Source organism: Rahnella victoriana, assembly GCF_004330295.1.
Classification (GTDB): domain Bacteria; phylum Pseudomonadota; class Gammaproteobacteria; order Enterobacterales; family Enterobacteriaceae; genus Rahnella; species Rahnella victoriana.
Genome location: NZ_SJOJ01000035.1, coordinates 1 through 13,518 on the forward strand (window position 1 = coordinate 1; position 13,518 = coordinate 13,518).

Consider the following 13,518-nt stretch of genomic DNA (forward strand, 5'->3'; position numbering starts at 1 on the left):
TGGGAGGGGGTTTTAAATACAAAGCAATGAGTTAAAGCACACTTTGAATTTGGTTTTTGACCTTAATACCCCACCCCAGCCCTCCCCTTCGCAGGGGAGGGAGTTAATCGTGTTCCGCACTCAGCTGCAATAAAACCTGAACTGATTTTCGTCATGCTCCTCCCCCTGCGAAGGGGAGGAGCCGACTTGACCAGATCTTAAAGCTTAGCGAAACAGCGACGTGCGGCGTCGATGGTGCGCTGGATGTCTTCCTGAGTATGAGCGAGAGACATAAAGCCTGCCTCAAACGCGGAAGGGGCCAGATACACGCCTTCTTCCAGCATCAGATGGAAGAACTTTTTGAAACGCTCAACGTCGCATTTCATCACATCCTGATAGCAGGTCACGGTTTCTGCGTCGGTGAAGAACAGGCCGAACATGCCGCCGACGTGGTTCACCACGAACGGAATGTTTTCTTCCTGCGCCGCCTCCAGCAAGCCTTCTGCCAGTTGGGTGGTGCGCTCCGTCAGGGTCTGATGAACGCCCGGCTGCGCGACCTGCGTCAGGCAGGCGATACCCGCCGCCATCGCAATCGGGTTACCGGAAAGCGTACCCGCCTGATAGACCGGACCGGTCGGTGCCAGCGCGTCCATCACGTCGCGACGGCCGCCAAAGGCGCCCACCGGCATCCCGCCGCCGATGATTTTGCCCAGACAGGTCAGATCCGGCGTAACGTCGTAGTACTCCTGAGCACCGCCCAGCGCCACACGGAAACCGGTCATCACTTCGTCGATGATCAGCAGCGCGCCGAATTCATCACAAATCTTGCGCAGACCCGGCAGGAATTCCGGCAGTGGCGGCACGCAGTTCATGTTGCCCGCGACCGGCTCAACGATGATACAGGCGATGTCGTCAGGGAATTGTTCGAACGCAGCGCGGACGGAATCCAGATCGTTATACGTACAGGTCAGCGTGTGTTTGGCGAAATCTGCCGGAACGCCCGGGGAGTTCGGCTGGCCGAGGGTCAGCGCGCCGGAACCGGCTTTCACCAGCAGGCAGTCAGCGTGGCCGTGATAGCAGCCTTCGAATTTGACGATTTTATCGCGATGCGTGAAGCCGCGCGCCAGACGGATGGCACTCATCGTCGCTTCGGTGCCGGAGTTCACCATGCGCACCATGTCCATGCTGGGTACCAGACCGGTCACCAGTTCGGCCATTTTCACTTCCATCTCGGTCGGCGCGCCAAAGCTCAGGCCGCGTTCAGCCGCTTCAATCACCGCATTGCGGATGTCGGCATTGTTATGACCAAGCACCATCGGCCCCCATGAACCGACATAATCGATATAGGCTTTGCCATCGGCATCAAACAGGAAAGCGCCGTCAGCGCGCGCGATGAATAAGGGGACGCCGCCGACGCCGGAGAAGGCACGTACCGGCGAGTTAACACCGCCCGGGATTAGCGCTTGCGCCTGCGTGAACAGACTTTCTGACTTACTCATTATTCGGCTCCTGAATTGCTGGGTTCAATATGTCTCGGAAAAATTTATGCGCCCATTCTAGTGAACTGAGCGGCGTTATCAAACCGTAAACCGTACGGCATTTTGTTGCAGATCCTGTCAGGACGGCAATTTGTATGATTAAATTCATTCATCTTCCATAACCTTTTCTGTATATCCCTTTCCGTGATGAATGAATCAGACACTGAAATTTTAGCGGATGCACCGGTGCGTGGCCCCCGCAAACGCAGCGAAATCCTGCGTCTTGTACTGCGCCGTGATAAAACGCCGGTCACCATTTTGCTTGTCGCTGCCGTGGTCGGTACGGTCGCCGGTTTACTCGGCGTGGCGTTCGAGAAGGCGGTGAACTGGGTGATGGCGATCCGGCTTTCCGGGCTGGGCGTCCTCAGCAATTACTGGATCCTGCTGTGGCCGCTGACGTTTGTGTTCTCCGCCGCGCTGGCGATGGTCGGCTACTATCTGGTGCGGCGTTATGCCCCTGAAGCGGGTGGCTCGGGCATTCCCGAAATTGAAGGTGCGCTGGAGGAGTTGCGGCCGGTGCGCTGGTGGCGGGTGATCCCGGTGAAATTCTTTGGCGGCATGGGCACGCTCGGCGCGGGTATGGTGCTGGGCAGGGAAGGGCCGACCGTACAGATGGGCGCAAACGTCGGGAAAATGATGGTGGATATTTTCCGGCTGCGCAGCGCGGAAGCGCGGCACTCTCTGTTGGCGACGGGCGCAGCAGCGGGGCTTTCTGCGGCCTTCAATGCGCCGCTGGCCGGGATCTTGTTTATCCTCGAAGAGATGCGTTTGCAGTTCCGTTACAGCCTGATCTCGATAAAAGCGGTGTTTATCGGGGTGATCATGTCGAGCATCGTTTTCCGTATTTTTAACGGCGACGGCGCAGTGATTGAAGTCGGCAGGCTGGCGAATGCGCCGCTCAATACGCTGTGGTTGTATCTGGTGTTGGGCATGGTGTTTGGTGTGGTCGGCGTCTGTTTTAACGCCCTGATTTTCCGCACGCAGGACATGTTTGCCCGCGTACATGGCGGAAATCTGCGCAAGATCCTGATTATCGGCGGCATGCTGGGCGGCTTCTGCGGCCTGCTCGGGCTGGTACATCAGGAAGTGACCGGCGGCGGTTTCGCGCTGATCCCGCTGGCGGCCGCAGGAAAATACAGCCTGATGATGCTGCTGGTGATTTTTGTTGTCCGCGTGGTGACCACGCTGCTGTGCTTTGCTTCCGGCGCGCCGGGCGGGATTTTTGCCCCGATGCTGGCGCTCGGAACATTACTCGGTACGGCTTTCGGCACGGCGGCACTGGCGTGGTTCCCGCAATACGGTATTCAGCCCGCCACCTTTGCCATCGCCGGGATGGGCGCGTTATTTGCCGCCAGTGTGCGCGCACCGCTGACCGGGATCGTGCTGGTGCTGGAGATGACCGATAATTATCAGCTGATTTTACCGATGATCATTACCTGTCTCGGCGCGACCTTGCTGGCGCAGTTTTTGGGCGGTAAGCCCTTGTATTCCGCCATATTGACCCGCACCTTACAGAAGCAGGAACGCGAGAATGCTGAAAAAGCGCAGGCAGATGTCGTCGCCGAAGGCATCAATAAGCAGGACAGCGCAGCCAAAAATGCCCATACTTGAAGCATTAACTCAGGTATAAGATAATGAGTATATTATTCAGACAGTCAATCCGGCGGCCTGAACAAATGCGGATTGGGAGTGAGAAATTATGAGTGAAGCATTGTTGAATGAAACAACCGCGTTGCCGTTACAGTTTACTGAGGCCGCTGCGCGTAAAGTGAAAAACCTGATTTCCGACGAAGAAAACCCGAACCTGAAACTGCGCGTGTACATCACCGGCGGCGGTTGCAGCGGATTCCAGTACGGTTTCACCTTTGACGACAAAATTAATGACGGCGACATGACCATCGAAAAAGCCGGTGTGGCGCTGGTGGTTGACCCGATGAGCCTGCAATATCTGGTCGGCGGTTCGGTGGATTACACCGAAGGGCTGGAAGGTTCACGTTTCGTGGTGACTAACCCGAATGCAAAAACCACCTGTGGGTGCGGCTCTTCCTTCAGCATCTGATTACCCTTCAAGCCCGAATGATTTAGGGTAAAGATTTTGTAGAAATTAAAAGCCCGTTTGCTGATAGCAGACGGGCTTTTTTTATGGTCAAACTTTGTGAGGGAAGGGCGCTCAGGTAAGTGAGCATTCACAAGGGGGTTACCATTCGACGGTCACCAGCTTCGAATCCATGCTGATGCCGGGAACGGCGGTGAGCATCATTTCGCTGATGTGGGGCTGCATCATCGTCCGGCTGGCGCAGGTGACGGACGTGCCGCTGTGTGCCGCATCAATCTTGCAACTGGGCAGGATCGTCAGACTGACACCAATCTGGCCGCCCACCATGCCCGCGACCGCAAACAACGGGCTCAGGGCGAGCAGCGCGCTGAGTAAAAGAGCTTTCATTATTGTTATTCCTGCTGGTGTAGAACGATAAAATCAGCCTGGCTGAAAAGGTTATCGGTCTAAATTTTACGGCCTTTAATCCGGATTTCTTATGATCGGGAAATAAGTCACGTTTTTATCGTGTATCGCGCCGTTATTCTTATTATTTCGTTTGTAATACAAAGAGATAATTTTAAAGCGAGGGCTGGCAACGTACGTAGGATTTTACGCCGGATATGCTACCAGATGACAGGGCAGAATTATTGATTTCGGTTAATAAAGCAACAATTCGGAAAAATGCCATGCCGGTTATTTGCGGGGGCAGGGCTAAATAGTTAGTAAGCATTCACCCCTGAGGCAAGGCTGCCAGCTGAGGGCAAAGCTGACGGGCGGCCAGAAGGATCCGCGGCCCCGCACGGCTGAACCAGTCGGCATCCAGCGCAATCACCGGCACGCTGAACAACGAACGCCAGTAATCCTCAATCACCTGTTTTTGTGATTTTCCGCCCGATATAACAATCACCTGCGGATGACGGCTTAAAACCTGTTCCCGGCTGACCTGAGGCCACGGCACACGGCTGTCGGCGAAAATGTTTTTTGCACCACAGACGTCCAGCACTTCGCTTTGCATCGTGGCCGACGAGGCGGTAAACAACGGCTGGGTGCCGAACTGAATAAAGGCCGGAACCGGCTTTTCACGGTGATATTTCAGCTTAAGAGCCTGCCATTGCTGGCGGAAATCGGCGGCGGCGTGTTTTGCCATTTCCGGTGAAGGGCTGTAAATCGCCAGTTGTTCCAGCGCCTGCGCCACCTGCCCGGCATTTTGCGGATCAAGATAAACCACGCGGATGCCCAGCGAAGTGAGCTGATCAAGCGGACGCTGCGGATTGCCGCCCCGCCAGGCGAGCACCAGATCCGGTTTCAATGTCACGATGCGTTCGACATTGATCCCCTGCCAGTTCGCCACCTGTTCCAGCTTGCTGGCCTGGGGCGGATAATCGGAGTAAGCACTAACTCCGACTAACCGGTCGCCCAGACCGGCAGCGTACGCCAGTTCGGTCAGATTAGGTGCCAGACTGATCACCCGTTGCGCCGGTGCCGCGATAACCGCAGCAGGCATCAGCAGGCAAAGCAACATGAGACAGAACCGGCGCAGTATCACGTGACGGTTACTCTTCTGACGCGGCCAGCGCAGTCAGCATTGCATCAACCATCAGGGTAGATTGTTGTGCAGCCACCACCAGAAACTCTTCGAAGCTCAGGTGAGATTCACCGTCCGCCACGTCAGAAATCGCGCGAACCACCACGAAAGGTGTGCCAAACAGATGGCAGACGTGGCCGATGGCCGCCGCTTCCATTTCGACAGCAGCCACCTGCGGGAAGGTGGCGCGGATGCGTGCCAGCGGCGCAGCGCCGTTGATGAAAGCATCGCCGCTGCACACCAGACCGCGTACGGCGTTCAGGTTCAGTTCACGGATGCAGTTTTCAGCCAGCGTAATCAGTTCAGGATCGGCGGTGAAGGCGGGCGGGCAACCGGCCATCTGACCCGGCTCATAACCAAATGCGGTGACGTCGGCATCGTGATAACGCACTTCGTCCGATACCACGATATCGCCCACTTTCAGCGTTTTCGCCAGACCGCCTGCGGAACCGGTATTGATCACCACGTCAGGGCGGCAATGTTCCAGTAACAGCGTGGTGCCCATGGCGGCAGACACTTTACCGATGCCGGATTTCAGCAGCGCCACGTCCACGCCGTTTAACTGGCCGGTGTAGATTTCGCAGCCTGCACGTTCGATGGTCTGACGGTTAATGATTTTGTCGCGCAGCAGGGTCACTTCCTGCTCCATTGCGCCGATGATGCCTACTTTCATATAAATACTCGCAGATGTGGGTGGAATGAGCCGCAGCGGGTGCGGAATTGAAGGTTTAATCACGAAAACAATGCGCGATAGTCTATCATGGCTAGTGACAAGAGATAATGCGTTTGGGATGCGGGTTTGTAACGCAACCGCGTGTCACTTAGACGCGTGAGTGGCTGAAAAGGTGGGAAATCATGTCCGGGATCGATTTTAAAGCGAAATTCAATTTTCAACGCCCTTTCAGTGCCACGATCGAGGCGCGCGATGCCTATGACGTCGTCCGTCAGTTTGAAAGCGATCGCGGACGGATTATTAACTCCGCCGCCATCCGCCGCCTGCAACAAAAGACGCAGGTGTTCCCGCTGGAGAAAAACGCCGCCGTCCGCAGCCGCCTGACCCATTCCCTGGAAGTTCAGCAGGTGGGGCGTCACATCGCCAAAGAAATTTTGCACCGTCTGCGCCGTCAGGGAAAGCTTGAGGCTTACGGGCTGGACGACGTGACCGATCCCTTTGAAAGCGTGGTGGAAATGGCGTGCCTGATGCATGACATCGGCAACCCGCCGTTCGGCCATTTCGGTGAATCTGCCATTAACAACTGGTTTGCCAGACGCATGGATACCGCCGGATGTGGCGAAACGCCGCCGGAAACCGATGCCTGTCTGGTCGCCTGTCTGCGCCTGACGTCCGGCGACGTTGAACTCAACCGCCTGCGCAGCAAAATCCGCTATGACCTGTGCAATTTTGAAGGCAACGCGCAGGCTATCCGGCTGGTGTTTACGCTGCTGAAACTCAATCTGACCTACAGCCAGACCGCCTGCATCCTGAAATACACCCGCCCGGCGTATTCGCTGAGCAAACTGCCGTCGCATGATTATCTGATGAAAAAGCCAGGGTTTTATCTGGCGGAAGAACCTTTCATCAAAAAACTGCGCAGCGAGCTGGATCTGGGGGAATTTAACCGTTTTCCACTGACTTACATTATGGAAGCGGCCGATGACATTTCTTACTGTATTGCGGATCTGGAAGATGCGGTGGAGAAAAGTATTTTCAGCGTGGATCAGCTATATAAGTATCTGTGCCGCGAATGGGGCGAGATCGGCAAAAACGACTTCTTCGATAAAGTGGTACGTACCGCTTACGAAAAAATGGATAACGCCAAAACGTTCCGTAATCCGGTGGATTACTTCTTTATGGAACTGCGCGTGCAGACCGTCAAGCAACTGGTGCCGCATGCGGCCCGCCGGTTCATTGATAATATAGAAGATATTTATCAGGGCACCTTTAATCACGCGTTACTTGAAGATGACAGTCAGGCCAACCGGTTGTTAGAAATTTATAAAAGCGTGGCCTTCAAACAGGTATTCAACCATCCCGAAGTGGAAGAGCTGGAATTACAAGGCTACCGGGTGATCAGCGGATTGCTGGATATTTACAGCCCGCTGCTGGATATGCCGCTGACCGATTTTACTCAGCTGGTTCAGGAAGATACGCACCGGAAATATCCGATAGAAACCCGTCTGTTGCATAAGATTTCTGCCAAACACCGTCTGGCCTACAACAATGCGGTGGCGGCGCTGGAAGGATTACCGGTGGCGGAACATGCCGCGCAGGAATTTTATTACCGGGCGCGAATGATTCAGGATTATATCAGCGGAATGACCGACCTTTATGCGTATGATGAATACAGAAGACTCATGGCTGCGGAATAGTTCTCATTAAAAGGAAAGTTTAAATGTCTTTAATTTTCTTTACGGAACTGTCTGAAAAAACGCCATTTGTAAATGCTGACAATACTTTTTTACCATTGTCAGATCGACCCTGATGAACTTCACGCTATTAATACCATCTCAGTATCACGACTACCAAGCAATGCGACTATTTTGGTTGCCACAATAATTTTAAGAGATCCTGAAAAATGAAAAAATCGAGTTTATTCCTCAGCGCATTAGCGTTAAGTATCAGTATGGCAATGGCCCCGGTTTCTTCTGCGCTGGCGGCCGAAACGGCGTCTTCCAGCACGACGCAGCTGCCAAGTCTGGCACCGATGCTTGAGAAAGTGATGCCGTCCGTGGTGAGCGTTAACGTCGAAGGCAGCGCACCGGTGAAAACACCGCGTATGGGCCAGCAGTTCCAGCAGTTCTTTGGTCAGAATTCACCGCTGTGTCAGGACGGTTCGCCGTTCCAGGGCTCGCCGGTTTGTCAGGGCGGCGGTCAGGGTCCAGATGGTCAGCCCGCACCTGAGCAGAAAGAAGATTTCCGTGCGCTGGGTTCCGGCGTGATCATTGATGCCGATAAAGGTTATGTGGTCACCAACAACCACGTGGTGGATAACGCCACCAAAATCAGCGTACAGCTTAACGATGGCCGTAAGTTCGACGCGAAAGTGATCGGCAAAGATCCGCGTTCTGACATTGCAGTGATCCAGTTACAAAATGCGAAAAACCTGACGGCCATTAAAATGGCGGATTCCGAGCAGCTGCGCGTCGGCGATTACACCGTGGCGATCGGTAACCCGTACGGTCTGGGTGAAACCGTGACCTCCGGTATCGTTTCTGCGCTGGGACGTTCCGGCCTGAACATCGAAAACTACGAGAACTTCATCCAGACGGATGCGGCGATCAACCGCGGTAACTCCGGCGGTGCGCTGGTGAACCTCAACGGTGAACTGATCGGCCTGAACACTGCGATCCTGGCACCGGATGGCGGCAACATCGGTATCGGTTTTGCGATCCCAAGTAACATGGTGAAAAACCTGTCCAAACAGATGATCGAATTCGGTCAGGTGAAACGTGGCGAACTGGGCATCATGGGCACCGAGCTGAACTCTGAACTGGCGAAAGCCATGAAAGTGGACGCCCAACGTGGCGCATTTATCAGCCAGGTGATGCCGAAATCTGCGGCTGAAAAAGCGGGCATCAAAGCCGGTGACGTGATCCTGAGCATGAACGGTAAACCGATCAGCAGCTTCGCTTCGTTCCGTGCGGATATCGGCACCATGCCAATCGGCACCAAAGTCACCCTCGGCCTGCTGCGTGAAGGCAAACCGATGAACGTGGACGTGACCATTGAGCAAAGTACTCAGACACCTAAAGTCGAATCCGGCAACATTTACACCGGTATCGAAGGGGCGGAACTGAGCAACGGCGCAGCGGGCGACCAGAAAGGCGTGAAAGTGGATGACGTGAAAGCCGGTTCTACCGCCGCGCGCATCGGCCTGAAAAAAGGCGACGTGATCCTGGGCGTGAATCAGCAGAAAGTCGCCAATCTGGGCGAACTGCGTAAAATTCTCGACACCAAGCCAAACGTTCTGGCGCTGGATATTCAGCGTGGCGACACCTCGATTTATCTGCTGGCGCAGTAATTTCTGCCCGCAGTGTCCCGACAAGAAGCACGCTTCGGCGTGCTTTTTTTTGTCTGCTGTTCAGCGTTTCCCACCCATGACCGGTTTTTTGCAGGCAAGTCTGGGCATTTGCTTAAAAATGTGACTTTCCCCGCAACTTCAACAGGCGCTTTCGCTCTTTGGGCATTTGCATAATGTATGGCCGTCCCGGCCTGAGTATGCTGTTTTTACAACGATAAAACAGGCAAGGCAGGGGCTCCATGTCGGCGTATCATCTCGATGCAAAGCTGGCGCAACAAATTGTTGCCCGCACAATGCAAATTATTGATAGTAATGTGAATGTCATGGATGGCCGCGGAAGGATTATCGGCAGTGGCGACGACCAGCGCCTTGGTGAATTGCACGAAGGGGCTTTACTGTCTATTTCGCAGGAACGTATTGTCGATATCGACGAAGGCGTGGCAAGGCATTTGCACGGTGTGCGTCCGGGCATCAACCTGCCGCTGCGTATTGATGGCCAGATCGTGGGCGTCATTGGTCTGACGGGCAATCCGTCTCAGTTGCGCCAGTACGGCGAACTGGTGTGTATGACCGCCGAAATGATGCTCGAACAAGCGCGTTTGCTGCATATGCTGGCGCAGGACAGTCGTCTGCGTGAAGAACTGGTGCTGAATTTGATCCGCGTGGACGAGCTTTCTCCGGCGCTGATGGAATGGGCGCAGCGTCTGGGCATCGACCTGAACCGGCCGCGCGTCGCTGCGGTGGTGGAGGTCGACAGCGGCCAGTTGGGTGTCGATTCCGCGATGGCCGAGCTGCAACAGCTGCAAACCCTGCTGACCACGCCGGAGCGCGACAACCTGATCGCCATTGTCTCCCTCACCGAAATGGTGGTGCTGAAACCGGCGCTGAACAGCTACGATCGCTGGGATCCGGACGGCCACCGCCAGCGCATCGATCATCTGCTTTCCCGTATGACCGAAACCGGTCGTCTGCGCGTGCGCATTTCCCTCGGTAACTTCTTTACCGGCCCCGGCAGCATCGCCCGTTCGTACCGCACAGCGCGCACCACCATGACCGTCGGTAAACAGCGGATGCCGGAACAACGCTGCTATTTCTATCAGGATCTGATCCTGCCGGTGCTGCTCGACAGCCTGCGCGGCGGCTGGCAGGCCGACGAACTGGTGCGTCCGCTGGCCCGTCTGAAAGCCACTGACGGCAACGGATTATTGCGCCGCACGCTGACCTCGTGGTTCCACAATAATGTGCAGCCGACCGCCACCTCGAAAGCCCTCTATATTCACCGTAATACGCTGGAATATCGCCTCAACCGCATCTCTGAATTAACCGGCCTGGATCTGGGGAATTTCGACGATCGTTTATTGCTGTATGTCGCGCTGCAATTAGATAACGACCAGTTGTGACAGCCATCACAGCTGTTTCATTTTTTGTGAAACAACTCGCACGGCGCTGGGCATTTGCCTCAGGATAAATGCAAAGGACGGTTCAAGCCTGTTGTATTGCCCAATGAGTAAAAGGAATGTTGTTCATATACTGGCTGCGTTCCTTCCTCTCTGAACCCTACAGTTCTGTGAATGGAATGACTTTTATCTCTGTGTAGAGGCGTTGTCATTAATTCCGGAGAACACCATGGAAACTACCGTTTCAGCAGCCAGTGCCGTCAAAAAAAGAACTAACGCGCGCTACTGGATAGTGGTGATGTTATTTATTGTCACCTCATTTAATTACGGCGATCGTGCCACGTTATCCATTGCCGGTTCGGCGATGGCCAAAGATATCGGACTGGATTCCGTCGGGATGGGCTATATCTTCTCGGCATTTTCCTGGGCGTATGTGATCGGGCAAATACCCGGTGGCTGGCTGCTGGATAAATTCGGCTCGAAAAAAGTGTATTTCTACAGCATTTTCATCTGGTCGTTGTTCACCCTGTTGCAGGGCTTCGTCGATGTCTTCAGCGGCTTCGGCATTGTCGTTTCGCTGTTTGCCTTACGTTTTCTTGTCGGTCTGGCCGAAGCGCCTTCCTTCCCCGGCAACAGCCGTATCGTCGCGGCCTGGTTCCCGGCGCAGGAACGTGGCACCGCTGTTTCAATCTTTAACTCCGCGCAGTACTTCGCCACGGTAATTTTCGCCCCGATCATGGGCTGGCTGACGCATGAAGTGGGCTGGTCACACGTCTTCTTCTTTATGGGCGGTCTGGGGATTGTACTGAGTTTCATCTGGCTGAAAGTGATCCACGATCCGAAAGATCATCCGGGCGTGAATCAGGCGGAACTCGATTACATGGAAGCCGGTGGCGCACTGATCAACATGGATCAGAAGACCACCAAAAAAGCCGTCGTCAAAGGCGAAAAAGCCTTCCAGCTTAAGCAATTACTGAAATCACGCATGATGATTGGCATCTACATCGGCCAGTACTGCATCAATGCGCTGACCTACTTCTTCATCACCTGGTTCCCGGTGTATCTGGTGCAGGCGCGCGGCATGTCGATCCTCAAAGCGGGCATGGTGGCCTCGGTGCCGGCAATTTGCGGCTTCCTCGGCGGCGTACTGGGCGGGGTTATTTCCGACTGGCTGATGCGCAGAACCAACAACCTGACGCTGTCGCGCAAGGCACCGATTGTGATCGGCATGCTGTTGTCGATGTCGATGATCTTCTGCAACTACGTCAGCACCGAATGGATGGTGGTCGGCATTATGGCCTTCGCCTTCTTCGGCAAAGGGCTGGGCGCATTGGGCTGGGCAGTGATGGCCGACACCGCACCGAAAGAAATCAGCGGGCTGAGCGGCGGGCTGTTCAACATGTTCGGTAACGTCTCCGGCATCATCACCCCCATCGCCATCGGCTACATTATCGGCACCACAGGTTCCTTCAACGGCGCGCTGATTTATGTCGGCATCCACGCGCTGCTCGCCGTGGTCAGCTACCTGTTTATTGTCGGAAAAATCGAACGCATCCAGCTTCGCCCGTATGCCGTTACCGGCACAGTAAAAGGAGAAAGATAATGAGTACGCCATCCTCACCGGTCATCACGGATATGCAGGTTATTCCGGTGGCAGGGCATGACAGCATGCTGATGAATATCGGGGGCGCACACGGCGCTTACTTCACCCGCAATATCGTGATCCTCAAAGACAGCGCCGGAAATACCGGCGTCGGCGAAGCGCCGGGCGGAGAGGTGATCTACAACACGCTGGTGGAAGCCATTGCGCAGGTGAAGGGTCAGGAAGTGGCGCGCATGAACCGGCTGGTGCATCAGATCCACGCCGGTAATCAGTCGTCGGATTTTGATTCTTTCGGCAAAGGCGCGTGGACGTTTGAACTGCGGGTGAACGCCGTCGCCGCACTGGAAGCCGCGCTGCTGGATCTGATGGGCAAATTCCTCGGCGTGCCGGTGTGCGAGTTGCTCGGGCCGGGCAAACAGCGTGATGAAGTGACGGTGCTCGGTTATCTCTTTTATATCGGCGACCGGCAGAAAACCGATTTGCCGTATCAGGAAGGCGAGCGCGGCACGCACGACTGGTATCACCTGCGTCATCAGGAAGCGATGAACAGTGAGGCGGTGGTGCGGCTGGCGGAAGCGGCGCAGGATCGTTATGGCTTCAAAGATTTCAAACTCAAAGGCGGCGTGCTGCCGGGCGAGCAGGAGATCGATGCGATCAAGGCGCTGGCAAAACGTTTTCCTGATGCGCGAATTACTGTCGATCCGAACGGCGCGTGGCTGCTGGATGAAGCCATCGACCTGTGCAAAGACCTGCATGGGATCCTCAGTTACGCCGAAGATCCGTGCGGCGCGGAGCAGGGCTTTTCCGGCCGCGAGGTGATGGCCGAATTCCGCCGTGCGACAGGCTTACCGGTGGCGACCAACATGATCGCCACCAACTGGCGTGAGATGCAGCACGCGGTGATGTTGCAGTCGGTGGATATCCCGCTGGCGGATCCGCATTTCTGGACGCTGCACGGTGCGGTGCGCGTCGCGCAACTTTGCGACGAATGGGGCCTGACCTGGGGCTGCCATTCGAATAACCATTTTGATATTTCGCTGGCGATGTTTACCCATGTTGGCGCGGCCGTACCGGGTAAACCGACTGCGATAGACACGCACTGGATCTGGCAGGAAGGCAACCAGCGCCTGACCAAAGAGCCGCTGCAAATTGTGAACGGGAAAATCAAAGTGCCAGAAAAACCGGGGCTGGGCGTGGAGATCGACATGGATCAAATCCATCGCGCCCACGAGTTACACCGGAAATTGCCGACCGGCGCGCGTAACGATGCCGCCGCGATGCAGTATCTGATCCCCGGCTGGACATTCGATCGCAAGCGCCCGGCCATGGGGCGCGGTTAACGGAATCTGACGTTAC

At 55.3% G+C, this 13,518-nt stretch carries 11 protein-coding genes; 7 read left to right on the forward strand and 4 right to left on the reverse strand.

The features are described from left to right. Positions 1–197 precede the first annotated feature (197 nt). Entirely contained in the window at positions 198–1,478 is a 1,281-nt protein-coding gene (hemL, locus tag EYY67_RS22185) for a glutamate-1-semialdehyde 2,1-aminomutase (protein WP_131694405.1), read from the reverse strand. Between the two features lie 186 nt (positions 1,479–1,664). On the opposite strand from hemL, the gene clcA reads away from it, so the two are divergent. Together clcA and erpA are read left to right on the forward strand one after the other, a co-directional pair. After that, entirely contained in the window at positions 1,665–3,128 is a 1,464-nt protein-coding gene (gene clcA, locus EYY67_RS22190; RefSeq protein ID WP_131694423.1) for a H(+)/Cl(-) exchange transporter ClcA, read from the forward strand. An 88-nt stretch (positions 3,129–3,216) separates the two neighbouring features. Next, positions 3,217–3,576: an iron-sulfur cluster insertion protein ErpA gene (erpA, locus tag EYY67_RS22195; RefSeq protein WP_013576932.1), complete on the forward strand. Its 360-nt coding sequence runs from the start codon at positions 3,217–3,219 to the stop codon at positions 3,574–3,576. Positions 3,577–3,714: 138 nt separating this feature from the next. Here erpA and EYY67_RS22200 read toward each other — a convergent pair whose 3' ends face one another. The 3 genes from EYY67_RS22200 to mtnN all read right to left on the reverse strand — a co-directional run bounded on the left by EYY67_RS22200 (position 3,715) and on the right by mtnN (position 5,813). Next, a complete protein-coding gene (locus tag EYY67_RS22200) occupies positions 3,715–3,960 on the reverse strand; it encodes a hypothetical protein (protein WP_095924713.1) in 246 nt (81 codons plus the stop codon). Positions 3,961–4,285: 325 nt separating this feature from the next. Further along, positions 4,286–5,077 (reverse strand): vitamin B12 ABC transporter substrate-binding protein BtuF, encoded by a 792-nt coding sequence (gene btuF / locus EYY67_RS22205; RefSeq protein ID WP_165497995.1) that lies wholly within the window; start codon positions 5,075–5,077, stop codon positions 4,286–4,288. 31 nt (positions 5,078–5,108) lie between these two features. Further along, complete coding sequence (gene mtnN / locus EYY67_RS22210; RefSeq protein WP_131694406.1) at positions 5,109–5,813, reverse strand: 5'-methylthioadenosine/S-adenosylhomocysteine nucleosidase; 705 nt, start codon at positions 5,811–5,813, stop codon at positions 5,109–5,111. Between the two features lie 182 nt (positions 5,814–5,995). Here mtnN and dgt point away from each other — a divergent pair, with 182 nt between their 5' ends. The 5 genes from dgt to EYY67_RS22235 all read left to right on the forward strand — a co-directional run bounded on the left by dgt (position 5,996) and on the right by EYY67_RS22235 (position 13,502). After that, positions 5,996–7,510, forward strand: a complete 1,515-nt coding sequence (gene dgt, locus EYY67_RS22215; protein WP_131694407.1) for a dGTPase — start codon at positions 5,996–5,998, stop codon at positions 7,508–7,510. Positions 7,511–7,716: 206 nt separating this feature from the next. Next, entirely contained in the window at positions 7,717–9,162 is a 1,446-nt protein-coding gene (gene degP, locus EYY67_RS22220; RefSeq protein WP_119827034.1) for a serine endoprotease DegP, read from the forward strand. 239 nt (positions 9,163–9,401) lie between these two features. Next, positions 9,402–10,562, forward strand: coding sequence for a CdaR family transcriptional regulator (locus EYY67_RS22225; protein WP_095924717.1), 1,161 nt, complete (start codon positions 9,402–9,404; stop codon positions 10,560–10,562). 226 nt (positions 10,563–10,788) lie between these two features. Continuing rightward, positions 10,789–12,162, forward strand: coding sequence for an MFS transporter (locus EYY67_RS22230; RefSeq protein WP_095924718.1), 1,374 nt, complete (start codon positions 10,789–10,791; stop codon positions 12,160–12,162). After that, positions 12,162–13,502 (forward strand): enolase C-terminal domain-like protein, encoded by a 1,341-nt coding sequence (locus EYY67_RS22235; RefSeq protein ID WP_119827030.1) that lies wholly within the window; start codon positions 12,162–12,164, stop codon positions 13,500–13,502. Before EYY67_RS22230 ends, EYY67_RS22235 begins: the two co-directional genes overlap by 1 nt. Positions 13,503–13,518: the final 16 nt, after the last annotated feature.

Bases quoted from the DNA above. Each gene is read 5' to 3' on its own strand.
- hemL (WP_131694405.1), bottom strand. From the start codon at position 1,478: ATGAGTAAGTCAGAAAGTCTGTTCACGCAGGCGCAAGCGCTAATCCCG.
- clcA (WP_131694423.1), top strand. From the start codon at position 1,665: ATGAATGAATCAGACACTGAAATTTTAGCGGATGCACCGGTGCGTGGC.
- erpA (WP_013576932.1), top strand. From the start codon at position 3,217: ATGAGTGAAGCATTGTTGAATGAAACAACCGCGTTGCCGTTACAGTTT.
- EYY67_RS22200 (WP_095924713.1), bottom strand. From the start codon at position 3,960: ATGAAAGCTCTTTTACTCAGCGCGCTGCTCGCCCTGAGCCCGTTGTTT.
- btuF (WP_165497995.1), bottom strand. From the start codon at position 5,077: ATGTTGCTTTGCCTGCTGATGCCTGCTGCGGTTATCGCGGCACCGGCG.
- mtnN (WP_131694406.1), bottom strand. From the start codon at position 5,813: ATGAAAGTAGGCATCATCGGCGCAATGGAGCAGGAAGTGACCCTGCTG.
- dgt (WP_131694407.1), top strand. From the start codon at position 5,996: ATGTCCGGGATCGATTTTAAAGCGAAATTCAATTTTCAACGCCCTTTC.
- degP (WP_119827034.1), top strand. From the start codon at position 7,717: ATGAAAAAATCGAGTTTATTCCTCAGCGCATTAGCGTTAAGTATCAGT.
- EYY67_RS22225 (WP_095924717.1), top strand. From the start codon at position 9,402: ATGTCGGCGTATCATCTCGATGCAAAGCTGGCGCAACAAATTGTTGCC.
- EYY67_RS22230 (WP_095924718.1), top strand. From the start codon at position 10,789: ATGGAAACTACCGTTTCAGCAGCCAGTGCCGTCAAAAAAAGAACTAAC.
- EYY67_RS22235 (WP_119827030.1), top strand. From the start codon at position 12,162: ATGAGTACGCCATCCTCACCGGTCATCACGGATATGCAGGTTATTCCG.